21 protein-coding genes are annotated in these 21,087 nt (G+C 67.3%); 12 read left to right on the top strand and 9 right to left on the bottom strand.

Annotated features, from left to right (window positions below):
• Positions 1-145 precede the first annotated feature (145 nt).
• Positions 146-283 (top strand): entericidin A/B family lipoprotein, encoded by a 138-nt coding sequence (locus VG556_RS13185; protein ID WP_014035659.1) that lies wholly within the window; start codon positions 146-148, stop codon positions 281-283.
• Positions 284-486: 203 nt separating this feature from the next.
• Positions 487-708, top strand: coding sequence for a CsbD family protein (locus VG556_RS13180; RefSeq protein ID WP_004153772.1), 222 nt, complete (start codon positions 487-489; stop codon positions 706-708).
• A gap of 73 nt (positions 709-781) precedes the next feature.
• Here VG556_RS13180 and VG556_RS13175 read toward each other — a convergent pair whose 3' ends face one another.
• Entirely contained in the window at positions 782-1,588 is an 807-nt protein-coding gene (locus VG556_RS13175; protein WP_049403869.1) for a hypothetical protein, read from the bottom strand.
• 108 nt (positions 1,589-1,696) lie between these two features.
• Here VG556_RS13175 and VG556_RS13170 point away from each other — a divergent pair, with 108 nt between their 5' ends.
• From VG556_RS13170 to VG556_RS13155, 4 genes are all read left to right on the top strand, one after another.
• Positions 1,697-2,992, top strand: a complete 1,296-nt coding sequence (locus VG556_RS13170; protein WP_014645631.1) for a tryptophan--tRNA ligase — start codon at positions 1,697-1,699, stop codon at positions 2,990-2,992.
• A gap of 203 nt (positions 2,993-3,195) precedes the next feature.
• Positions 3,196-3,492 (top strand): hypothetical protein, encoded by a 297-nt coding sequence (locus VG556_RS13165; RefSeq protein ID WP_100450913.1) that lies wholly within the window; start codon positions 3,196-3,198, stop codon positions 3,490-3,492.
• Between the two features lie 8 nt (positions 3,493-3,500).
• Positions 3,501-4,301 carry an MBL fold metallo-hydrolase gene (locus VG556_RS13160; RefSeq protein ID WP_423180026.1) on the top strand — a complete coding sequence of 267 codons (801 nt, stop codon included), beginning with the start codon at positions 3,501-3,503 and terminating at the stop codon, positions 4,299-4,301.
• A gap of 105 nt (positions 4,302-4,406) precedes the next feature.
• Entirely contained in the window at positions 4,407-6,059 is a 1,653-nt protein-coding gene (locus VG556_RS13155; protein WP_049404009.1) for a M28 family metallopeptidase, read from the top strand.
• Positions 6,060-6,264: 205 nt separating this feature from the next.
• Here VG556_RS13155 and VG556_RS13150 read toward each other — a convergent pair whose 3' ends face one another.
• Both VG556_RS13150 and VG556_RS13145 read right to left on the bottom strand, forming a co-directional pair.
• Positions 6,265-6,561 carry a hypothetical protein gene (locus tag VG556_RS13150; protein WP_014645635.1) on the bottom strand — a complete coding sequence of 99 codons (297 nt, stop codon included), beginning with the start codon at positions 6,559-6,561 and terminating at the stop codon, positions 6,265-6,267.
• Between the two features lie 67 nt (positions 6,562-6,628).
• Entirely contained in the window at positions 6,629-7,963 is a 1,335-nt protein-coding gene (locus VG556_RS13145) for an MFS transporter (protein ID WP_014645636.1), read from the bottom strand.
• Positions 7,964-8,186: 223 nt separating this feature from the next.
• Here VG556_RS13145 and yedA point away from each other — a divergent pair, with 223 nt between their 5' ends.
• Complete coding sequence (gene yedA / locus VG556_RS13140) at positions 8,187-9,092, top strand: drug/metabolite exporter YedA (RefSeq protein WP_049404006.1); 906 nt, start codon at positions 8,187-8,189, stop codon at positions 9,090-9,092.
• Positions 9,089-9,985 carry an EamA family transporter RarD gene (gene rarD, locus VG556_RS13135; RefSeq protein WP_014645638.1) on the top strand — a complete coding sequence of 299 codons (897 nt, stop codon included), beginning with the start codon at positions 9,089-9,091 and terminating at the stop codon, positions 9,983-9,985. Before yedA ends, rarD begins: the two co-directional genes overlap by 4 nt.
• Positions 9,986-10,192: 207 nt before the next feature.
• On the opposite strand, the gene VG556_RS13130 is transcribed toward rarD, so the two are convergent.
• Positions 10,193-13,018 (bottom strand): TonB-dependent receptor, encoded by a 2,826-nt coding sequence (locus VG556_RS13130; protein WP_100450914.1) that lies wholly within the window; start codon positions 13,016-13,018, stop codon positions 10,193-10,195.
• Between the two features lie 358 nt (positions 13,019-13,376).
• Between VG556_RS13130 and VG556_RS13125 the strand changes: the two genes are divergently transcribed.
• Positions 13,377-13,655: a YrhB domain-containing protein gene (locus VG556_RS13125; RefSeq protein ID WP_019661820.1), complete on the top strand. Its 279-nt coding sequence runs from the start codon at positions 13,377-13,379 to the stop codon at positions 13,653-13,655.
• A gap of 96 nt (positions 13,656-13,751) precedes the next feature.
• Here the strand turns inward: VG556_RS13125 and VG556_RS13120 are convergent, their stop codons facing one another.
• The 4 genes from VG556_RS13120 to VG556_RS13105 all read right to left on the bottom strand — a co-directional run bounded on the left by VG556_RS13120 (position 13,752) and on the right by VG556_RS13105 (position 18,300).
• The gene (locus VG556_RS13120) at positions 13,752-15,074 is read right to left on the bottom strand and encodes an ABC transporter permease (RefSeq protein WP_423179993.1); all 1,323 of its coding nucleotides are present in this window, start codon (positions 15,072-15,074) and stop codon (positions 13,752-13,754) included.
• A 13-nt stretch (positions 15,075-15,087) separates the two neighbouring features.
• Positions 15,088-16,245: an ABC transporter permease gene (locus VG556_RS13115; protein ID WP_100450916.1), complete on the bottom strand. Its 1,158-nt coding sequence runs from the start codon at positions 16,243-16,245 to the stop codon at positions 15,088-15,090.
• A 14-nt stretch (positions 16,246-16,259) separates the two neighbouring features.
• Complete coding sequence (locus tag VG556_RS13110; protein WP_004137569.1) at positions 16,260-16,949, bottom strand: ABC transporter ATP-binding protein; 690 nt, start codon at positions 16,947-16,949, stop codon at positions 16,260-16,262.
• A 103-nt stretch (positions 16,950-17,052) separates the two neighbouring features.
• Entirely contained in the window at positions 17,053-18,300 is a 1,248-nt protein-coding gene (locus VG556_RS13105; RefSeq protein ID WP_100450917.1) for an efflux RND transporter periplasmic adaptor subunit, read from the bottom strand.
• 202 nt (positions 18,301-18,502) lie between these two features.
• Here VG556_RS13105 and VG556_RS13100 point away from each other — a divergent pair, with 202 nt between their 5' ends.
• From VG556_RS13100 to VG556_RS13090, 3 genes are read left to right on the top strand one after another with little or no spacing between them, the layout of a single operon-like run.
• Positions 18,503-18,631, top strand: coding sequence for a hypothetical protein (locus tag VG556_RS13100; protein ID WP_257473236.1), 129 nt, complete (start codon positions 18,503-18,505; stop codon positions 18,629-18,631).
• Positions 18,628-19,851: a sensor histidine kinase gene (locus tag VG556_RS13095; RefSeq protein ID WP_032956229.1), complete on the top strand. Its 1,224-nt coding sequence runs from the start codon at positions 18,628-18,630 to the stop codon at positions 19,849-19,851. The genes VG556_RS13100 and VG556_RS13095 overlap by 4 nt, the downstream gene beginning before the upstream one ends.
• Positions 19,848-20,450: a response regulator transcription factor gene (locus VG556_RS13090; protein WP_014645643.1), complete on the top strand. Its 603-nt coding sequence runs from the start codon at positions 19,848-19,850 to the stop codon at positions 20,448-20,450. Before VG556_RS13095 ends, VG556_RS13090 begins: the two co-directional genes overlap by 4 nt.
• A gap of 299 nt (positions 20,451-20,749) precedes the next feature.
• On the opposite strand, the gene VG556_RS13085 is transcribed toward VG556_RS13090, so the two are convergent.
• The coding region (locus tag VG556_RS13085) for a transposase (protein WP_157806065.1) at positions 20,750-21,087 on the bottom strand (338 nt) is incomplete at its 5' end.

Here is a 21,087-nt window from a genome sequence, read left to right as displayed (position 1 = left end):
GGATCGCCGATCCGTTCACACCCGCTCCACGCCGCTGCCGCCAGATTGCACTTCACGCGGCGGCGGTGGCAGTGTGCCCTCCCGCCGAGCGACAGAACCCCATCCGCGAATGAAGCGGTGTAGCGGCGAACCCAAGGAGAAGCCCATGAAGCGCGTAGTTGCCCTGATGCTGTTGTCGATGTTCTCGGTGGCCCTGCTGGCCGGTTGCAATACCGTTGCCGGTGCCGGCAAGGACGTGCAGAAGGCCGGTGAAAAAGTTGAGGACGCCGCCAAGGGCAAGTGAGCCCGGCGCGGATTGGAAAGCGAAAAGGCCGGGAATCTTCCCGGCCTTTTTTGTGCGCGCTGTTTGCCGCGTGGCTGTCGAAGCGGAGTGAACCATTCAAGCAGGTGAGCATGTATTTCATTGCCGGTTGACCGGTACTCAACAGCCGCTGCGCGAAGCTGGAGCCACGGTAAGAACGCCGTTGCAACCAAGGACTCCCAGCAATGAACAAAGACATCATTTCCGGCAAGTGGTCGCAGCTGAAGGGCAAGGCCCAGGCCAAGTGGGGCGATCTGACCAACGACGACTTCGATGTGGCCGAAGGTAATGCCGAGTATCTGGCCGGTCGCCTGCAGGAACGTTATGGCTGGGCCAAGGACCGTGCGGAGAAGGAAGTGCGCGAGTTCCAGGACGCGGTGAGCAAGGACTACCCGGACTACAAGTAAGCGCTTCGGTTTCCCCCACAACACGACGCCCGCACCGTGAGGTTGCGGGCGTCGTGTTGTCTGCGCGGGACGATCAGCGCGTCGGCGGGTCCGGCACGTAGCGGTTGGGGAACGCCTGCGGTTCGCGCGGCAGGCGCGAGGGCGAATCCACCAGGATGCCGCGCGCACGCAGGTTGCGGGCGCTGTCGTAGCGCAGCTGCAATACCTGTGCGGGGCTGCGGCTGGCGCGCTCGAAGTCGGTATCGCGCACCGAGGACTGCTCGCGCGCACCGTGGCCGGTACCCAGCGCTGGGGCCTGCGACTTGCTGGCGTAGCCTTCGATGCGGCTGGCACTGGCACTGGCACTGGCATCGGCCGCCGCTTCGGCCGCCGGGGCCGGCAGCGGCAGGCCACGGCGCAGGATCGGCTCGGGGCGCCAGCGACGTGCCTCTTCGAACACCGCCACGCCCACAACGCCGATGTTGTCCGGGCGGCCGGTGCGGCTGGCATAGCTGCCGCTGGGGCTGCTGAACACGAACTGCGCCACTTCGTCCTGGCTCTTGCGCCAGCCGGTGATGTCGGCGCGCTGGCCGGGGCTGAGCACGTAGCCGGTCTGCGAGGGATCGGCATCCTCGCCGGAGATGGCGTTGACGCCGTCCACCGACAGCACCACCAGCACCCGGCGCGGGCTGTCGTTGTACAGGCGCACGGCGTAGCGGTGGCCGCGCTCGCCGGCCACCCAGCGCTGGCCCTCGGCGGGGTAGCTGCGCAGTTCGGTGCCACGGTCGCGGTCGACCAGGGTCATGCGCACCGGGCCGCCTTCGTAGGCCGGTGGCGGAGGTGGCGCCGGGCGGAAGCCGGCCAGGGGCAGGATCAGCAGCAGGGGCAGCAGGCGTTTCATCGGGCGTCTCCAGCGGGGTTGGGTGAATGAACGCGCCGCAGGCCCTGACGGGGTTGGTGGCGTGCAAGGTAAACTGGCCCCGTTCATCGAAGGTTACCCCACGCAGTCATGACGACCCGAGTCCTTACCGGCATCACCCCCTCCGGCACGCCCCACCTGGGCAACTACGTTGGCGCCATCCGTCCGGCCATCGCCGCCAGCCGCGCGCCGGGGATCGAGAGCTTCTTCTTCCTGGCCGACCTGCACAGCCTGATCAAGTCGCAGGACCCGCAGCGCACCCAGCGCGCGACCCTGGAGATCGCGGCCAGCTGGCTGGCCTGCGGCCTGGACCCGGAACATGTGTGGTTCTACCGCCAGAGCGACATCCGCGAGACCACCGAGCTGATGTGGTTCCTGACCGCCATCGCCAGCAAGGGCATCCTCAACCGGGCGCACGCCTACAAGGCGGCAGTGGACAAGAACCGCGAGGAAGGCGTGGACGAGGACGCAGGCGTCAGCGCCGGCCTGTTCATGTACCCAGTGCTGATGGCCGCCGATATCCTGATCTTCAAGGCCAACCAGGTGCCGGTGGGCCGTGACCAGATCCAACACATCGAGATGGCGCGCGATTTCGCCCAGCGCTTCAACCACGTGTACGGCAAGGAGTACTTCCCGCTGCCGGACGTGGTGATCGATGAGCAGGTGGCGACGCTGGCCGGCCTGGATGGCCGCAAGATGAGCAAGAGCTACCACAACACCATTCCGCTGTTCGTGCCGCGCGAGGAGCTGAAGAAGCTGGTGTTCTCGATCCTGACCGACTCGCGCGCACCGGGTGAGCCGAAGGACACCGAAGGCTCGGCGCTGTTCCAGATGTACCAGGCGTTCGCCACGCCGGAACAGACCGCAGAGTTCGCCAAGGCGTTCGCTGCCGGCATCAGCTGGGGCGACGCCAAGCAGCAGCTGTTCGAGCGCATCGACAGTGAACTGTCGCCGCTGCGCGAGCGCTACAACGCGCTGATGGCCGAGCCGGAGAAGATCGAAGCGCTGCTCAAGCGCCGTGGGCAGCAGCTGCGCGAGCAATTGGCGGCACCGCTGCTGGAAGAACTGCGCCACGCCGTGGGCCTGCGCGACCTGTCCACGGCGGGCAACATCGCCAGCGAAGATGCCGGCGTGGCCCGCGTGGCGCCGCCGCAGTTCAAGCAGTACCGCGAGAAGGACGGCCGGTTCTACTTCAAGCTGACCGCCGGCGACGGCACGCTGCTGATCCAGAGCGAAGGCTTCGATTCGCCGCGTGATGCCGGCCAGCTGATTGCCGTGATCAAGCAGGCCGAGCAGGGCGACCAGCTGCAGAGCGAGCTGTTCAAGCTGGACGCCGAGGTGGACGCCGTGCTGGCCGCGCTGGCCGTGTTGCGCGAAGCGGCCTGATCGCCGGGCCTGCCTGCCCTTTGTAGAGTCGAGCCATGCTCGACTTTGCTCCGCCCCTGTAGAGCCGAGCCCGTGCTCGGCTGGGTAGCAACGCAGCCGAGCATGGGCTCGGCTCTACAGGGACGCCCCCGCCGGCACGACCGTGGCACAGCACCCATGGCATGATGTCCACGCGCCGCCGGCGCGATGACATGGAGTCTGCGATGGCCTGGTTGTCGATGCTGCTGTTCCTGCCCTGGTTCCTGCTGCTGGGCAGCCTGTACTGGCTGTTCCCGCGCCAGCCGCGTAGCGCGCGGCGGCGCCTGTTCGATGGCACCACCCTGGTACTGGCGTTCGCGCTGAGCATTGTGTCGATGCTGTGGGGCTACCGCATCGGCGTGGTGCAACCCGGCGCCGGCCCGATCTGGCCGCAGGTGCTGGCGGTGCTGTACGCCTACGGCGCGTTCCTGGCGGTGCTGGTGCTGGCGTTGCTGCTGCGACCGCGCTGGCTGGACCGGTAGTGCCGGCGATGCTGCAGGCGCTGGCGGATGCCGGCCTGGGCGTGGAAGCGGTGGACTGGTTGCTGCTCACGCACGTGCACCTGGACCACGCCGGCGGCGCCGGCCTGCTGATGCAGCAGCTGCCCAACGCAAAGGCGGTGCTGCACCCGCGCGGTGCGCCGCACATGATCGACCCGACCCGGCTGATCGCCGGTGCCACGGCGGTGTATGGCGCCGACGAGATCGCGCGCAGCTATGGCCGCATCGAGGCGATTCCGGAGTCGCGCGTGGTGGTGGCCGAAGACGGCCACCGCATCGATCTGGCCGGCCGCGAGCTGGTGCTGCTGCACACGCCGGGTCACGCGCTGCATCACTATTGCGTATGGGATGCGCGCAGCCGCAGCTGGTTCACCGGCGATACCTTCGGTATCTCCTACCGCGAGCTGGACAGCGTGCAGGGCGCTTTCATCTTCCCGACCTCCTCGCCGGTGCAGTTCGACCCGGAGGCGATGAAGGCCTCGATCCAGCGCATGCTGGGCTACGGCCCGCAGGCGATGTACCTGACCCACTACGGTCGTGTGGAACAGGCGGAGAAACTGGCCGGCGACCTGTTCGAGCAGATCGATGCGATGGCCGCCATCGGCCGCCAGTGCGACGGTCGACCGGACCGCCATCGTTGCCTGTTGGCCGCGTTGCAGGCGCTGTATCTGGAACGTGCACAGCTGCATGGCTGTGCGCTGGACGATGCGGCAGTGACCACCGTGCTGGCGATGGATATCGAGCTCAACGCACAGGGCCTGGCCTGCTGGCTGGATCGCATCAGCAGGTAGATCCACGCCCTGCGTGGATGACGCGGGCCCAAGCCGCGCCGTGATGTCACGACCACGTTACACTCTGGTGACTTCCAAGCTAGCCGTGGTACTGCCGTGAATCCGATGCGCGTGTTGCTGCTGTCGTCCTGCCTGTTCGTCGGTGGCCTTGCCCATGCGGCCAACGACCTGCCGGGTGGCGGCATCGATCCGCAGGCGCTGTCGCGCCATGTGCGCGTTCTGGCGTCGGATGAATTCGAGGGCCGCGCGCCGGCCACCGAGGGTGAAGAGCGCACGGTGCAGTACCTGATCGAGCAGTTCCGCAGCTACGGCCTGCAGCCCGGCGGCGTGGATGGCAGCTGGGTGCAGCCGGTCCCGTTGGTGCGCGCGCAGCTGGACGGCCCGGCCAAGGCCAGCCTGTCGCTGAAGCAGGGCAAGCGTGCGCTGGCCAATGGCGTGGACGTGACCCTGCAGAGCCTGCAGCCGCGCAAGCGCGTGCAGATCAGGAATGCGCCGCTGGTGTTCGTCGGCTATGGCATCGATGCGCCGGAACGCCAGTGGAACGACTACAAGGACGTGGACCTGCACGGCAAGATCGCCGTGGTACTGATCAACGATGCCGATTTCGAAGCCGATGCACCGGGCGCATTCGACGGCAAGGCGGTGACCTACTACGGCCGCTGGACCTACAAGTTCGAGGAAGCCGCACGCCGTGGTGCCGAAGGCGTGCTGATCGTGCACGAGACCGCGCCGGCCGCCTACGGCTGGGCCACGGTGAAGAGCTCGGGCACATCGCCGCTGTTCGACATCGAGCGCGGCCAGGACGAGGCGATGGCGCAGCACACGCCGCTGCGTGGCTGGATGCAGCGCGAGCTGGCCGAGGCGATCTTCGCCGACGCCGGCCTCGACTTCGATGCCGAGAAGCGCAAGGCGATGCGCGCCGACTTCCGTCCTGTGGCACTGGACAACGCCAAGCTGAGCGTGGACTTCGCGCTGAAGCGCGAGCAGGTGGTGACCCGCAACGTGGTGGCCAAGCTGCCCGGTGGCGAGCATGGCGACGAGGCGGTGATCTTCTCTGCGCACTGGGATGCGTTCGGCATCGGCCAGCCCGACGCCAAGGGGGACCGCATCCGCCGCGGTGCGATCGACAACGCCACCGGCGTGGCCACGGTGCTGGAACTGGGCCGGGTGTTCGCCGCCGGCCCGCAGCCGCAGCGCACGCTGTACTTCGTGGCGCTGACCGCCGAAGAGAAGGGCCTGCTGGGCGCCAGCTACTACGCCGCGCACCCGCTGGCGCCGCTGGACAAGACCGCCGCGGTGCTGAACATCGAAATGTTCAGCCCGGATGGCCCGACCCGCGACATCGCGTCGTGGGGCAACGGCCGGGTCTCGCTGGAAGGCGACCTGGAACGCGTGGCCAAGGCCCGCGGCCGCAGCTACAGCCCGGACCCGAACCTGGAAGCGGGCTTCTTCTACCGCGCTGACCACTTCGCCTTCGCCCGCCTGGGCGTGCCGGCAATCACCATCGGCCCGGGCCTGGACAAGCTGGACGGTGGGGTTGAAGCCGGCCGCGCGCTGCGCGAGAAGTACTTCGCCGATTGCTACCACCAGGCCTGCGATGCCTGGACGCCGAGCTGGGACCCGAGCGGCCACGCTGCCGATACCCTGCTGGTCTACGATCTGGGCGCGGAGCTGGCCAACAGCCGCCGCTGGCCGACGTGGGAAAAGGAATCGGAGTTCCGCGGCGCGCGCGACAAGAGCGAAGCGGCCCGCCGCTGAGGTAGTGCCGGCCGCTGGCCGGCAACTGCCTGCTATTTCCGGAGGTTCATGAGGTTGCCGGCCAGCGGCCGGCACTACCGAAAGAAGGTGGCGTTGCCGGCCAGCGGCCGGCACTACCAAAGGAATGTTGAGTTGCCGGCCAGCGGCCGGCACGACCGAAAGAATGTGGAGGTGTCGGCCAGCGGGCGGCACGACCGGGTGTTCGTCAGCGCCGGCGCAGCAGCTTCCACGCGCCCCAGCCGCTGGCGGCGAGCGCTGCCAGATAGCACGCCACCATCGTGCGCAGGCCGACCAGCGATCCGCCGTTGACGCCGCGATGCAGGCGCAGTTGCAGCGAGCTGTGGCCGCTGCCCAGGTCCACTGCCAGCTGCAGCGCCAGTGCGGCGCAGAACAGCAGCAGGGCGATCCCGAAACCGATGCGTGGCCATGCGGCCTGTGCGCTGGGGCGGCGCAGCAGCCAGGCCAGTGCCGTGGCTGCGGCCAGCGTCACCGCGATCCACATCAGTGGAGGAGCGGGAGACGCAGCGGCCACCGGCATTGCACCGGTGGCCGCGATCAGGGCAACGCGCTTACTTGCGGGTGCCGTCGAGCCAGTTCGGGCCCTTGTTGGTGAGGAAGAACACATAGACCACCAACGATACCGCGATCGTGGCAGTCACGTAGAGGGCGAACCAATCGACGTGGCCGGTCTTCAGCGCGCCCTGGTACAGCAGCGGGGCGGTGCCGCCGAACAGCGAGTTGGCCAGCGCATAGCCCAGGCCCACGCCCAGTGCACGCACATGGGTGGGGAACAGTTCGGCCTTTACCACCGCATTGATGGAGGTGTAGCCGGTGAGGATGACGAACGCCAGCGCCAGGGTCAGGAAGGCCAGGGTGGCGTCATGCTGGTGCGGCAGCTGGGTGATCAGGTACCAGCTGTACAGCACGCCGCCGACGCCGAAGAACACCAGCAGGGTTTTGCGGCCGATGATGTCCGACAGCCAGCCACCGACCGGCTGCAGCACCATCAGGAAGGCCAGCACGCCCAGGTTGATCAGGGTGCCGGTCATCGGATCGTTGCCGGCGAAGGCGCTCTGGATCATCTTCGGGCCGTTCACCGAGTAGGTGTAGAAGGCCACGGTGCCGCCGGCGGTGATCAGGAAGCACAGCAGCAGCGGTCGCCACTGGTGCACGAACAGCTCGTACATCGAGCCGGACTTCTGCGCCTTGCCCTCGCGCGCGGCCTCGATGGACGACTCCGACAGCGACTCGTCCATGCCACGGCGCAGCCAGAACACCACCACCGCGGCGATGCCGCCGATGCCGAAGGCGATGCGCCAGCCCCACTCGGAGATTTCCGGCTTGCCCCAGAAGGTCAGCATCAGCAGCAGGGTCAGCTGGGCCAGCACGTGGCCGCCAACCAGGGTGACGTAGTGGAAGGACGACAGGAAGCCGCGGCGGCCGGGAATGGCGGCTTCGGACATGTAGGTGGCGCTGGCGCCGTACTCGCCACCGGTGGCGAAGCCCTGCAGCAGCCGTGCGAACAGCAGGATGACCGCGGCCCAGATGCCGATGCTGGCGGCGGTGGGGGTGATGGCGATCAGGAACGAGCACAGCGCCATCAACGTGACCGAGACGGTCAGCGCCAGGCGGCGGCCATGGCGGTCGGCGAAGCGGCCGAAGAACCAGGCGCCGATCGGGCGCATCAGGAAGGTCGCGGCGAAGATCGCCCACACGTACATCGTGGAGTTCTTGTCGTCGGGCGAGAAGAACTGCGATTCGAAGTACACGGCGAACACCGAGTACACGTAGACGTCGTACCACTCCACCAGGTTGCCGGCGGAGCCTTTGAGGGTGTTGGAGATCGACCGCCGCAGGGCGGCGCGGTCGTTCGCGGGGACAGCAGGTTGGGGCGTGGTGCTCATCTGGGTGGGAATCCTCGATGCGGCGCGTCCGTGCGCAGGGAAAACGGCGCCCGGCCTTGGGGCGGCGCGGCCGGGCAGCCCTCTTGGTACTGCATCGACCGTCAACACGGGGTAGCAGACCAGAGCAGGGTGCATGGATGGATGACAGCGTGCCACCGCATGGGGTCCCGGACCATACTCAAAACGTCCTAGAATCCGCCTTCCCCCGGCTCCCTGGTGTGTCATGTCGGCTCCCCCCTCTTCGTCTGCGGCTGCCCCCCGGGGTGGCCTTGTCGCGCTGGCACTGCTGCTGGTCTACGTGGTCTGGGGCTCGACCTACCTGGGCATCGCCAAGGCCCTGCACGGCGGCGCACTGCCGCTGACGATGGTCTCCGGCAGCCGCTTCATCATTGCCGGCGGCCTGATGTTCCTGGCGCTGCGCCTGTTCTGGAAGCTGCCGAACCCGACCCTGCGGCAATGGCGCAACCTGGTCATCATGGGCGTGACCATGCTGGTGCTGGGCAACGGCATGGTGGTGCTGGCCGAGCGCGAGGTGTCCTCGGGCCTGGCCGCCACCGCGGTGGCCTCGGTGCCGCTGTGGATGGCGCTGTTCTCGGCGCTGCGCGGGCAGCATGCCAGCCGCGGTGAGTGGCTGGGCATCGCCATCGGCTTCCTCGGTGTGGTCTGGCTCAATGCCGGCAGCAGCCTGACCGCCTCGCCGACCGGGCTGGTGCTGCTGCTGATCGCGCCGATCGGCTGGGCGTTCGGTTCGGTGTGGGCACGCGGGCTGGACCTGCCGGGCCCGTTCATGACCGCGGCCGGGCAGATGATCTGCGGTGGCGTGCTGCTGGTGCTGATCGGCCTGGCGGTCGGCGAGCGCCCGAGCACGCTGCCCGATACCGGTGGCCTGCTGGCGATGGCCTACCTGTGCGTGTTCGGCTCCATCGTCGCGTTCACTGCCTACGTGTGGCTGCTGCAGAACGTGCGCCCGGCGCTGGCCGGCAGCTATGCGTACGTCAATCCGGTGATCGCGGTGCTGCTCGGCGCGCTGCTCAACGGTGAGCGCTTCGGCTGGCGCGACCTGCTGGCGATGGCGGTGATTCTCCTGGGTGTGGTGGTACTGACGATGGCAAGGACGCGAAAGAGATGAGCATGGACGAGAAAGAACAACGCCGGGGCCTGCTGGTCACCGCGTCCACCTTCGTGATCTGGGGCCTGGTGCCGGTGTACTGGCACCTGCTCAACGAGGTGCCTTCGTTCCAGATCATCGCCCACCGCATCATCTGGAGCACCGTGCTGGTGCTGGGCTGGCTGCTGATCAGCTCGCGCCTGGGCTGGTGGCAGAAGATCGCCGCGCAGCCGCGCGCGCTGCCGATCCTGCTGGTGTCGAGCCTGACCATCGCCTTCAACTGGGGCCTGTACATCTGGGCGGTCAACGCCGGTCATGTCATCGAGACCAGCCTGGGCTACTTCATCAACCCGCTGGTGAACGTGCTGCTGGGCGTGCTGGTGCTGAAGGAACGCCTGCGCCGCCTGCAATGGGTGGCGGTGGCGATGGCGGCGGTGGGCGTGGCCTGGCTGACCATCGACGCCGGCACACCGCCGTGGATCGCGCTCGGCCTGGCTTGTTCGTTCGGCCTGTATGGGCTGTTGCGCAAGCTGGTCTCGGTCGACCCGGTGGCCGGCCTGGGCGTGGAAAGCATGTACCTGTTCCTGCCGGCGCTGGCCTTCGCGATCTGGGCGGAAAACGGCCATGGCGGTGCGTTCTTCCATGGCTGGGGCTGGCGCAACGACCTGCTGCTGATCTTCGGTGGCGCAGTCACCGCCGTACCGCTGATCGGCTTTGCCTACGGAGTGAAGCGCATTCCGCTGTCGCTGGTCGGCATCCTGCAGTACATCGCACCGAGCCTGCAGCTGCTGCTGGGCGTGTTCTTCTTCCACGAAGCGTTCGATACCGCCAAGGCGATCGGCTTTGCCGCGATCTGGGCCGGCCTGATCCTGTTCGTCGGCGACAACATCCGCACGATGCGCGCCAAGCGCTAGCGCCGGCGGGGCTGCGGGGTCGGATCCCTCCGCAACGCGGAGGGCTCTGACCCTGTTCTATCCGTCGCCTGGGGTCAGAGCCCTTCGCAGGGCGAAGGGATCCGACCCGCTTCCACCCAAAAAAGAACGGCGCCCCGAGGGGCGCCGTTCTGCTTCCGTCCACGGCCAGGAGAGAGGGATGGCCGTGGCGGGAACGCGGTTGCAGGCTTAGAAGCGCTGCTGGTACTTCATGTACATGAAGCGGCCGATGTCGAAGCCACCGTAGTAGGTGAAGCTGCTGTTCGGCTGGCTGTACATGATCGGACCCTGGTGGTTGAACACGTTGTTCACGCCCAGCGACACGGTGCCATCCCACGGCAGGCTGTAACGCACCTGCAGGTCGTGGAAGGTGTTGGAGCCCACCTTGTTGGTCGGCGACGCGCTGGTGTACGACGAGTTGAAGCCCGGCAGGTTGCACTCATCCATGTACGAGCACTTCTCCTTCATGCTGGAGTAGTAGCGCGCGGTCCAGCCGATGCCGAGGTCGCCGTACTGCCAATCCAGGTTGAAGGTGGAGCGCACGCGGAAGTCGCCGGCCCAACCGGTACGCTGTTCCACCGGGGTGGTGGCGGCGCTGTCGTTGCGCTGCTCCAGGTAGTCGGTGTAGGTGGTGTTCCAGTTGACGGCGAACTTGCCGAACGCGGTTTCCGGCAGGCGGTAGCGCACGTTGATGTCATAGCCGGCGGTTTCGCGGTAGCCCGCGTTGACCAGCGAGCGGTCCAGCGAGTTGACCTGGCCGTTGCTGCCACGGGTGAAGCGGCCGCAGGCGGCATCCGAACCCTGCACGTAGCACTGTTCCAGGATGTTGGTGGCCGACTCACCGACGATGGCGTTGTCGATGCGGATCTTCCACCAGTCCAGGCTGACGTCCAGGCCCTGCACGAAGTCCGGGCTGTAGACCAGGCCGACGGTCCAGGTCTTGGCGGTTTCCGGCTTCAGGCCCGGGTTGGAGCCCGAGCTGAAATCGGTGGTGGCCTGCTGGCCGGGCTTGGTGGCCACGCTGCCATCGCTGTTGAGCTGGCGGAAGTTGGCCGGCACCTTCAGCGCCTGGCAGCGGGCAGCAACGGTCGGGCTGGTGGCGGCGGTACCGAAGGAGGTATCGCACGGATCGGTGAACGAGTCGCGGCTGCTGACGGTGCCGCCGTACAGGTCATCCACGGTCGGCGCACGGAAGCCGGTGCCGTAGGTGGCGCGCACCAGCAGGCTGTCGATCGGCTTCCACTTCAGGCCGAACTTGCTGTTGGTGGTCGAACCGAAGTTGTTGTAGTCCGAGTAGCGACCGGCCATGTCCAGCGACAGTTCGCGGGCGAACGGCAGGTCGGCCAGCAGCGGCACCTGCAGCTCCAGGTAGACCTCGTTGAGCGAGTAGTTGCCGCGGGTCGGCTGGCCGCTGGTGCCGGCGATCTCGCCCTTCTGCACCATCGTGTCCGGAGTGTAGCTGGCTTCTTCGCTGCGGTGCTCGAAGCCCATCGCGGCCAGGATGTCGCCGGCCGGCAGGGTGAACAGCGAGCCGGAGATGTTGCCGCTGGCGACCTTGGTGGTGCTCTGCATCTTGTCGACGAAGCGGGTGAACAAGTAGTCCTGCACGTCCTGGTTGCTCAGCGAGCCGGGGCCGGTGTAACCCATCGGGGCGGCCGGGTTCCACGGCACGCAGCCGGCGATCACCGCGCCCGGCGCACCGCAGCGGGCCACGTTGCCGTCCATGAAGGACGGGCCGACGGCCAGGTTGACGTGCGGCTGGTACATGCTGCCGGTACCGATGCGCTCGCCTTCGTTGCGGTTGTACATGTAGTTGACGTTCCAGTCCCAGTACCGCGAACCGGTTTCGAAGCTGCCTTCCAGACCAATGCTGGCGCGCTTGGTTTCCAGGTTGTTCTCGGTGCCGCGCGGCAGTTCCTCGGTACGGTGCGCGAACAGCGCATCCTGGCCCCACAGGTTGAACGCGCTGTCCTTGGACAGGGCGGCACGGCTGCCATTGCGGGCCTGTGCGGCGCTGACCGAGTACGGGTAACCGGCCAGGTGCTTGGTCGACTCGCGCTTGCTGTACAACGCGTCGGCGACGATGCGCAGGTTGTCGGTGATCGAGAAGCCACCGTTGGCGAACACCGAGGTGCGTTCCAGGCCTGTCAGCAGGCTCATGTTCGACTTGGTGTTGGCACCATCAGCCGGGTCCGGCGCATGGAAGTTGCCGGCCTTGCCCGGGTCGCCGCCCGGGCCTACCGTCAGGTTCTTGCCACCGACGGTGACGTAGCCCCACGGGGTGTTGCCATTGAGGCCATCGTTGGGGTGGCGCGGGCCGTTGGTGTAACGGCTGAACGCGCGGTCCTTGCCCAGCACCTCATCTTCCTTGGTGCGCTCGGCACCCACGCTGAACCAGCCGCGCTCGAAGGTCTTGCCGAAGGTCGCGCTGTAGGCGCGCTTCTGGCCGTCACCCTGGCCGTACTGGCCGACATAGACGCTGGCTTCGCCACCATCGAAATTCTTGCGGGTGATGATGTTGACCACGCCGGCGATGGCATCGGAGCCGTACAGCGCGGAGGCGCCGTCGGTCAGCACTTCCACGCGCTCGACGATGGACGACGGGATCGAGGCCAGGTCGGAGTAACCGCCGGCGCTGATGCCCATGCGGCGGCCGTCGATGAGCACCAGGCTGCGTTCCGGGCCCAGGTTGCGCAGGCTGACGTACATGCCGCCGAAGTCGCGCGAGGAGGTCAGCGACGAGGCGCGGCTCATGCTCGGCGCACCGGCGGCAGGAATGTCCTGCAGGATGTCAGCGACGTTGACGTAGCCCTTCTTCTCGATCTCGGCGCGGTTGAGCGCGACCACCGGCTGTGCGGTTTCGACACTGGCCTGGCGGATGCGCGAGCCGGTGATTTCGATGCGGTCGAGGTTGGTCGGGGTATCGCCGGCGCTCTGTGCGAAGGCGGGGGTGGTGCAGCTGGCGGCCAGCGCGATGACGATCGCGTTGCGCAGCGGATTGGTTTTCAGGGACATCCGTGAAATCTCGTGTTTCAGTAAAAACAAGCGCCCGTTCTATGGGCGCGTGGGGTGCTGCAAACCAACGTGGGGGGCGCGATTCTAGAATGTTTCCATTCGTAACTGTTTGTCTCGGCGCCGCTGGAAGTGCGCGAAAATGAATCGCAACCAACAATCCACAGATGCGCTGTGCGCAGCGTCACGCGCGCTGCGTTTGCGATGGGCAGAGGCATCGATAGCGGCACGAAGCTGGCACGCTTGAGTGGTTGCGACAACGCGTCGCAATACGCGCTTGTATGCAGGCGCGCAGCCGTTGTGATGCACCTGCCCGCATGAAATGCTCTTCGCATTGTCATCGAAGGCAGGAGACGAAGGAATGATCCAGCTTGAAGAAGCACGCCGTCGCGTGGAGGCTGCACTTGCCAGCGACGATGAGCCGGTTGCCATCACGCATGAGCACGAAGTGGTCGAAGGCTGGCTGTTCTGCTTCCAGTCGCTGCGCTACCTGCAATCCGGCGAAATCTCGGATGCATTGGCCGGCAATGGGCCGATCTTCGTCGACCGGCACACAGGCGAGCAGCACGCGCTGGGCACGGCGTATCCGCCCGAGGAGGTCCTTCGCCAGCATCTGGCCGCGCGCGGCCCCGCCGTCTGATGCTGCGGCGGCGGATTTCTGAGTTCGGCAACGTGAAAGGGACGGAGCCTTCGCTCCGTCCCCTTGCGTGATGCGCAGTCCACCGCTGCGCGATGCTCAGGTTTCGCGCAGCGCCGTGGTGATCGGCAAACGTGCCGCGCGCAGGGCCGGGAACAGGCCGCCGACCAGGCCGATGCCCAGTGCCCATTTCAGGCCGGTCCACAGCAGTTCCGGCGACACATGGAACTTGAACACCACTGCGCTGAAGTTGCTGCCGATGGTGGACACGCTGTAGCCATTGAACAGCAGCCACGCCACCGCACAGCCGAGCAGGCCACCGAGCAGCGCCAGCAGCATCGTCTCCAGCATCACTGCCGTCACCACCGGCAGGCCGCGGAAGCCGATCGCACGCATGGTGGCGATTTCGCGGGCGCGCGTGGCGACGGCCGCATACATGGTGTTGAGCGCGCCAAACACCGCACCGACCGCCATGATCGTGCCGATCACCTTGCCAAGGATGTCGATCAACTTGGTCAGCCCGCCGCCCTGCTTGCTGTAGTACACGCGGGTGGTTTCCACGTCCAGTTTCAGGCGCGGGTCGGCGGCGACGGCGGCCTTGAACTGATCGAAGCCTGCCTTGCCCTCGGTGCGCACGCTGATCGACTGCCAGGCGCTGCGCTGGTAGGTGGTGGCCAGCGTATCGGCGTCGGTCCACAGTTCCGAATCATGCGCATCGCCGGTGGCGAACACACCCACTACGGTCCAGGTCTGGTTGCCCAGGGTCAGTGTCCTGCCCACCTCCATGTCGCGGAACTGGCCCTTGGCGCCCTGGCCGACCACGATCTCGCGCAGGCCAGTGGCGAACTTGCGGCCCTCGACGATCCTGACTTTGTCATGCACCGCCCACGCCTGCGGGCCCACGCCGCGGAACTGCGCATTGACGTCGGTGCCATCGGACTTCGACACCAGGTTGACCACCTGCGACAGCTCCGGCGACAGCAGCGGTCGGCCCTGCGCATCGCGGCTGATGCCGGGCAGGGTGCACAGCATCGGTACCTGCTCGCGGGTGATCACCGAGTTGGTCTCGGCCTGCGAGCCACCGCGCAGCACGATGGCGGTGGTGTCATCGCCGGTGTTGTTGAGCGTGGCCTGGAAGCCTTCGCCCATCGCCAGCATTGCCACCAGCACGCCGACCACGCCGGCGATGCCGACCACGATCACCGAAGACGCGCCCCAGCGCTGCGGCAGGCTGGCCACGCCGATGCGGGTGGCGGCCAGCGCCAGTCGCCCCCCGCGGGTCAGCAGCAGCCACAGGGCCACCAGCACCGCCACGGCCAGCACGCCGGTCCACGGCAGGCTGATCCACAGCGCCAGGCCGACCGCCAGCAGCAGCACTGTTACGCCGTTGCCCAGCCACTTCTTGAGTTTGCTCTTGAACATGTCTGTGTTCTCCTCAGCGACCGGCCAGTGCGTCGACGATCTTCAGGCGCTTGGCACGCAGCGCCGGCAACAGGCCGACGATGATGCCGATCACCACGATCAGGCCCAGCCCCATCAGCCAGGTTGGCGTCGGCACGTGCGGCGGCAGCATGCCCATGCTCTTCGGGCCGATGGCCGGCAGGATCAGGGCGGCCAGGCCCATGCCGATCAGGCCGCCCAGGCCGATCAGCAGCACCGATTCCACCATCACCAGGGTCAGCACGGTGCTGTCCTTGAAGCCCAGCGTTTTCAGCGTGGCCAGCTCCGGCACGCGCTCGCGCACGGCCTGCGCCATGGTGTTGCCTGTCAACAGCAGCAGGGTGAAGAACACCGCGCCCATGATCGAGGTGACGATCATGCCGATATCCGCGAACTGCTTGACGAAGGCCTGCTGGAACGCCGATTCGGTCTGGGTCTTGGTCTCGTGGTCGGAGTTGGCCGAGATCGCGTCGATCGCCTGCGCCACCCGCGAAGAGTGGTCCGGGTTGTCCAGCGTTACCGTGTACCAGCTCACCTGGTTCTTGATGTAGTCGTTGGATTCATCGAAATACTTCCAGTTCATCATCAACTGGCGTTCTTCGTTGGCGGCCAGCGCACGGTCCTTGGAACGGTAGATGCCCTTGAGCAGCAGCGGCCAGTCGTTGCTGCCGCCACGCGGGAAGATCGTGGCCTGCAGCGGGATGGTGTCGCCGATCTTCCAGCCGAACTGCTTGGCCAGGGTTTCGCCGACGATGGCGCCGGTACGGGTCTGCTTCCAGTCTTCCAGCTGTGCCGGGTCGATCTGCAGCTCGCGGTAGACATCGAAGTAGTTGGGGGACACCGAGAAGTTCGGGAAGAAGTTCTTCGGGTCCTGGTAGATGCCGCCGAACCACATGCCATAGGCCACGTCGCGCACGCCGGCCACCTGCCGCACCTGGGCTTCCAGGCGGATCGGCAGCGACTGGGTGATCGACAGCCGCGATGCGACCACCAAGCGGTTGGCGCCTTCCACGCTGCCGCCGGAGGTGAATGCCACGCGCACCGAATCGAGCATGCCGAACAGCAGGAACGCGGCCACCACGGAGAGCAGGGTCAGCAACGTGCGGGTACGGCTGCGGAACAGCTGCGCCCACACCAACGAGAAGTATTTCATCGCCGTGGCCTCCGTCAGTGGGCCAGCGGCGCGTCGGCCAGCTCGCCCTTGTCCAGGTGCACCGTGTGCGTGGCGTACTCGGCGGCCTTCGGGTCATGGGTGACCATGATGATGGTCTTGCCATGCTCGCGGTTGAGCTGCTGCAGCAGGCCGAGGATCTCCTCGGCGGACTGGCGGTCGAGGTCGCCGGTCGGTTCGTCGCAGATCAGGAAGGTCGGGTCGGATACGATCGCCCGGGCGATTGCCACGCGCTGCTGCTGGCCGCCGGACAGTTCATTCGGGCGGTGGCTGCGGCGGTCGGCCAGGCCGACCAGGGTCAGCGCGATCTCGGCATTGCGGCGGCGCTGCGCCGCATTGAGGTGGGTCAGCAGCAGCGGCAGTTCCACGTTCTTCTGCGCGGTCAGCATCGGCATCAGGTTGTAGAACTGGAACACGAAGCCGACGTGGTGGCTGCGCCAGGTCGACAGCTGGCCGCCGCTCATCTGGTCGATGCGCTCGCCCTCGATGCTGATCTCGCCGCCGCTGGGGTTGTCCAGGCCGCCGATCAGGTTGAGCAGGGTGGTCTTGCCCGAGCCGGACGGGCCCATCAGCGCGACGAAGTCGCCGCTGGCGATGTCCAGGTCGATGCCGTGCAGCACCTGCACTTTCTCGGGGCCACGCTGGTAGGTCTTGGTGATGTTGCGCAGTGAAACCAGGGTCGACATGGGTGGTTCTCCACGGAAGGCGGGAAACGGGGAAGCGCCACGGCAGGGGGCCGCAGGCGTGCGTCGAGCGGTGCTGCCGGCGGCGCCCGTGGGCGCCAGGCCGCTACTGCGCTTGTTTCTGTTGCACCTTGGCGCCATCGCGCAGGGTGTCCGGCGGGTTCAGCACCACCGATTCACCTGCGCTCACGCCCTTGAGGATCTGGCGGTCCTTGCCCATCGCCTGGCCGGCCTCGACCGTGCGCTGCTGCACGCGGCTTTCGTCACCCAGCACGAAGGCAACCGAGGCGCCCTCGCGCTGGACCACGGCGCCCGCCGGCACGCGCACGCCCTGCGGTTTGGCGGCCGCCTGCGGCTGCGCCTGTTCCAGGAAGCTGACGCGCACGCCCATCTCCGGCACGATGCGCGGGTCCTTCACCTTCAGCGCCACGCGCACCTTCACCGTGGCCTTGCCGCGGTCGGCGGTGGGGATGATGGCGATCACCTCGCCCGGAATCTTCCACTCCGGATAGGCGTTGAGCGTGGCTTCCACCGGCATCTTCGGCTGCACGCGGCCGATGAAGGCCTCGCCGACCTCGACTTCGATCTCCAGCGAGTCCATGTCGACGATGGTGCCGATGCCGGTACGGGTGAACCCACCGCCCGCTGACAGCGGCGAGACGATTTCGCCGGGCTGCGCGGCCTTGGCAGTGACCACGCCGGAGAACGGCGCGCGCACGATGTTGTTGTCCACGCCCAGATCGGCGATGGCCAGCTGGTCGTTGGCCACCCTGACGTTGCGCTGTGCGGTGTCCAGCTGTGCACGCAGGCTGTCACGCTGGGCCACCGCCTGGTCGTACTGCGAGCGCGACACCAGCTGCTGGCCGACCAGTGCCTGCAGGCGGCTGGCTTCAGCGGCCGCCTGCCTCTGCTGCGCTTCCAGCCCGGCCACCTGGCTGCGTGCGGCCTGCAGCTGCGAGGCATACAGGCTGCGCTGCGCGTCGGCATCGATCGGGTCCAGGGTGGCCATGATCTGGCCCTGTTCCACGCGCATGCCTTCCTCGATCATCACCTCGCGCACCTTGCCGGTGATCTTGGCCGATACCGTGGCCATGCGCCGGGCGACCACGTAGCCACTGGCATCGAGCACCGAACTGCTGGCGCTGCCCTGCTGGATGGCCACGGCGGGGGCGGTTTCCACGTCCACTGCCGGCGTACGCCCGAACAGGGCGAAGCCGACAGCGGCCAGCAACAACACGACCACGATGATCGCGATCCACAGCCAGCGGCGGCCACCGCCACTGCCGCCGGAGGCGGGCGGCGGCGATTTGCGGTCGATACGGAGTTCCTTCAACAGCTCGGCAGAAGCGTTCATTCGTTCCATCACAGGCGTTTGGGCGGGTGTGGCCGGAAGGGCGGGCGGCGGCGGTGCCGGCGGTGGAGCGTGCGGCACAGCATGCAGGCAGGCACAGCGATGACGGCAGTGACAGCTGTCACCCGATGACACTGACGGCGGCAACTGCGAAACGTGACCACGGCGGCACAGGATGGCAACGTCCCCGCTACCGGTACCGCCCATGGATCCGATCACCCCGTCGCTGGCCCGCCACAGCCGCGCCGCCAAGCGTACCGTGATCCGCGCTCGGTTGCGCCGGTGCCGCCCGGCCGGTGGTGGCGCCTGCGCGCAGGCGGCTGAACTGGCATGATCGGCGGCGATCGTCCCCGCCTGGAACCGCCCGTGCCGTCGACATGGCTTGCCTCGCTGCTGCGCCCCGCGCCGGACTCGGCGGTGGCCGATACGCTGCGCCGGGGAAAATCGCCCTGGAGCGAGGCAGTCCACCTGCTGTGGTCGGTGTGGATTTTCCTGACGCCCTTGCTTGGCCACGGCTTCACCCTGCGCTGGCTGCTGCTGACGCTGGCCAGCTATCCGGTGTTCCTGCTGCTGTACGCCAAGGTGATGGTGGCGCCGCGCCATCACGCTCCGCGCTATGCGCTGGGCCTGATCGCGATGTCGCTGGTGCTGCTGCCCTGGTATCCGTCCGGGCTGACCTACTTCGTGTTCGGCTGCGTGCTGCTGCGGGTGAGCGGACGCGGTGGCTGGTGGCAGTATCTGCTGCAGCTCACTGGCCTGAACCTTCTGTTCTGCAGCCTCGCGCTGCTGTTCCAGTACCCGTGGCAGAGCCTGGTCTGGATCCCGGCCGTGTCCTACATCGTGGGGCTGGTCGTGAACGTGGAAGCGCTCAACCAGCAGAAGGATGCGGCACTGCAGCTGTCGCAGGACGAGGTGCGGCGGCTGGCGGCCACTGCCGAGCGCGAACGCATCGGCCGCGACCTGCATGATCTGCTCGGCCACACCCTGTCGCTGATCACATTGAAGCTGGAGCTGGCGCGCAAGCTGCACGACCGCGGCGACGCGCGCGCGCGGCTGGAGATCGGCGAGGCCGAGGCCATCGCCCGCGAAGCGCTGGCACAGGTGCGCAGCGCGGTTACCGGCATCCGCGCCAGCGACCTGGCCGGTGAGCTGGCATCGGCGCGGCTGCTGCTGGAATGCCAGCAGGTCCACCTTCAATACGCACCACCACCGGCGATGCCGGTGGATGTCGAACGCGGGCTGGCGCTGGTGCTGCGCGAGGCCGCAACCAATATCGTGCGCCATGCACAGGCGACACAGGCACGGGTGGAGTTCATGCTGGAGGGACGCATGCTGGCGATGCAGATCCGCGACGATGGCCGTGGCGGCGTGCAGGCCGAGGGCAACGGGCTGAGCGGCATGCGCGAACGCGTGGCCGCCCTGGGGGGCAGCCTGCAGGTACAGTCCGCAAAGGGCGAGGGCACGCGACTGACCGTGCGCGTGCCACTGGCTGCCGCGACCACACCGTTGCCGCCGGGAGCGCCGCCGTCGCTGGCACAGGACGGTGCCGCATGATCCGCATCCTGCTGGCCGAGGATCAGGCGATGGTGCGCGGTGCACTGTCGGCGTTGCTGGGCCTGGAGCCGGATATCGAGGTGCTGGGCAGCGCCGCCGATGGCGAAACCGCGTGGCGGATGCTGCAGCAGCTGCAACCGGACATCCTGGTCACCGACATCGAGATGCCCGGCCTGTCCGGGCTCGAGCTTGCCCAGCGCATCGCGCGCCACGAGCTGCCGATCAAGGTGGTGATCGTGACCACCTTCGCCCGCGCCGGCTTCCTGCGCCGCGCGCTGGAAGCCGGCGTGCTGGGCTACCTGCTGAAGGATGCACCGGCCGAGAACCTGGCCGATGCCCTGCGCAAGGTGAAACAGGGCATCCGCGCGATCGACCCGCAGCTGGCACTGGATGCGTGGTCGCAGGCCGATCCGCTGACCGACCGCGAGCGCCGCGTACTGCGGCTGGCGGGCGAGGGCCGCACCGCCAGCGAGATCGCCGAGCAGCTGGGGTTGTCGCACGGTACGGTGCGCAATTACCTGTCCGAGTGCATCGGCAAGCTGGGCGTGGCCAACCGGATCGAGGCGTACCGGCTGGCGCGGCAGAAGGGGTGGTTGTAGCGGCGTGCGCCGACGCACTGGGAGCGCCGGGCGTTGCCCGGCGGATCATTTCCGCGACCGCGGGTGGGTGTCACTTTCTTTGCTCGTGCAAAGAAAGTAACCAAAGAAACACGCCGCCAGAGCGCGAGCCGGTGCTACGCACCGGTGCCCTGCGCTTCTCGGGGAATCAGGGGACGGCGCCGAACTCGCTACGCTCAAACACCGGCGCCTCTTCGCCCCTGATTCCCCTGCGATGCTCGGCTCGCTCAAGGCGGACCCAACGTCAAAAGCCACAGCTGCACCCAGTAGCAACTGTCTTGTCAGGGGCAGCCGAGGGCCACCTCGGCGTCTCGCTTACGGGCGTTGAGGATCACCAGCATTTTGCGCATGACCGCCACGAGCGCCACCTTGCTCGCTTTGCCTTTGGCCTTCAGGCCAGCGTAAAACGTGCGCAGTCTTGGCTCGTACCGGATGGCCGTCAGGGCCGCCATGTAAAGGGCTTCGCGTACCACCGCGCGCCCACCACTGATTCGCCGTTGGCCCTGCCAGGTGCCACTTTCGCGGTTCATCGGGGCCAGCCCCACCAGCGACGCTATGGCTTTGCTTCCCAAGCTGCCCAGTTCGGGCAACTCGCTGGCCAGTGTGCTGATCAGGATGG

This window comes from Stenotrophomonas sp. CASM106 (assembly GCF_049384825.1).
Classification (GTDB): domain Bacteria; phylum Pseudomonadota; class Gammaproteobacteria; order Xanthomonadales; family Xanthomonadaceae; genus Stenotrophomonas; species Stenotrophomonas muris.
This window is presented reverse-complemented; position numbering and strand designations above follow the sequence as displayed.

Coding starts and splice junctions, on each gene's coding strand:
- VG556_RS13185 (WP_014035659.1), top strand. CDS start 146: ATGAAGCGCGTAGTTGCCCTGATGCTGTTGTCGATGTTCTCGGTGGCC.
- VG556_RS13180 (WP_004153772.1), top strand. CDS start 487: ATGAACAAAGACATCATTTCCGGCAAGTGGTCGCAGCTGAAGGGCAAG.
- VG556_RS13175 (WP_049403869.1), bottom strand. CDS start 1,588: ATGAAACGCCTGCTGCCCCTGCTGCTGATCCTGCCCCTGGCCGGCTTC.
- VG556_RS13170 (WP_014645631.1), top strand. CDS start 1,697: ATGACGACCCGAGTCCTTACCGGCATCACCCCCTCCGGCACGCCCCAC.
- VG556_RS13165 (WP_100450913.1), top strand. CDS start 3,196: ATGGCCTGGTTGTCGATGCTGCTGTTCCTGCCCTGGTTCCTGCTGCTG.
- VG556_RS13160 (WP_423180026.1), top strand. CDS start 3,501: ATGCTGCAGGCGCTGGCGGATGCCGGCCTGGGCGTGGAAGCGGTGGAC.
- VG556_RS13155 (WP_049404009.1), top strand. CDS start 4,407: ATGCGCGTGTTGCTGCTGTCGTCCTGCCTGTTCGTCGGTGGCCTTGCC.
- VG556_RS13150 (WP_014645635.1), bottom strand. CDS start 6,561: ATGTGGATCGCGGTGACGCTGGCCGCAGCCACGGCACTGGCCTGGCTG.
- VG556_RS13145 (WP_014645636.1), bottom strand. CDS start 7,963: ATGAGCACCACGCCCCAACCTGCTGTCCCCGCGAACGACCGCGCCGCC.
- yedA (WP_049404006.1), top strand. CDS start 8,187: ATGTCGGCTCCCCCCTCTTCGTCTGCGGCTGCCCCCCGGGGTGGCCTT.
- rarD (WP_014645638.1), top strand. CDS start 9,089: ATGAGCATGGACGAGAAAGAACAACGCCGGGGCCTGCTGGTCACCGCG.
- VG556_RS13130 (WP_100450914.1), bottom strand. CDS start 13,018: ATGTCCCTGAAAACCAATCCGCTGCGCAACGCGATCGTCATCGCGCTG.
- VG556_RS13125 (WP_019661820.1), top strand. CDS start 13,377: ATGATCCAGCTTGAAGAAGCACGCCGTCGCGTGGAGGCTGCACTTGCC.
- VG556_RS13120 (WP_423179993.1), bottom strand. CDS start 15,074: ATGTTCAAGAGCAAACTCAAGAAGTGGCTGGGCAACGGCGTAACAGTG.
- VG556_RS13115 (WP_100450916.1), bottom strand. CDS start 16,245: ATGAAATACTTCTCGTTGGTGTGGGCGCAGCTGTTCCGCAGCCGTACC.
- VG556_RS13110 (WP_004137569.1), bottom strand. CDS start 16,949: ATGTCGACCCTGGTTTCACTGCGCAACATCACCAAGACCTACCAGCGT.
- VG556_RS13105 (WP_100450917.1), bottom strand. CDS start 18,300: ATGAACGCTTCTGCCGAGCTGTTGAAGGAACTCCGTATCGACCGCAAA.
- VG556_RS13100 (WP_257473236.1), top strand. CDS start 18,503: ATGGATCCGATCACCCCGTCGCTGGCCCGCCACAGCCGCGCCGCCAAG.
- VG556_RS13095 (WP_032956229.1), top strand. CDS start 18,628: ATGATCGGCGGCGATCGTCCCCGCCTGGAACCGCCCGTGCCGTCGACA.
- VG556_RS13090 (WP_014645643.1), top strand. CDS start 19,848: ATGATCCGCATCCTGCTGGCCGAGGATCAGGCGATGGTGCGCGGTGCA.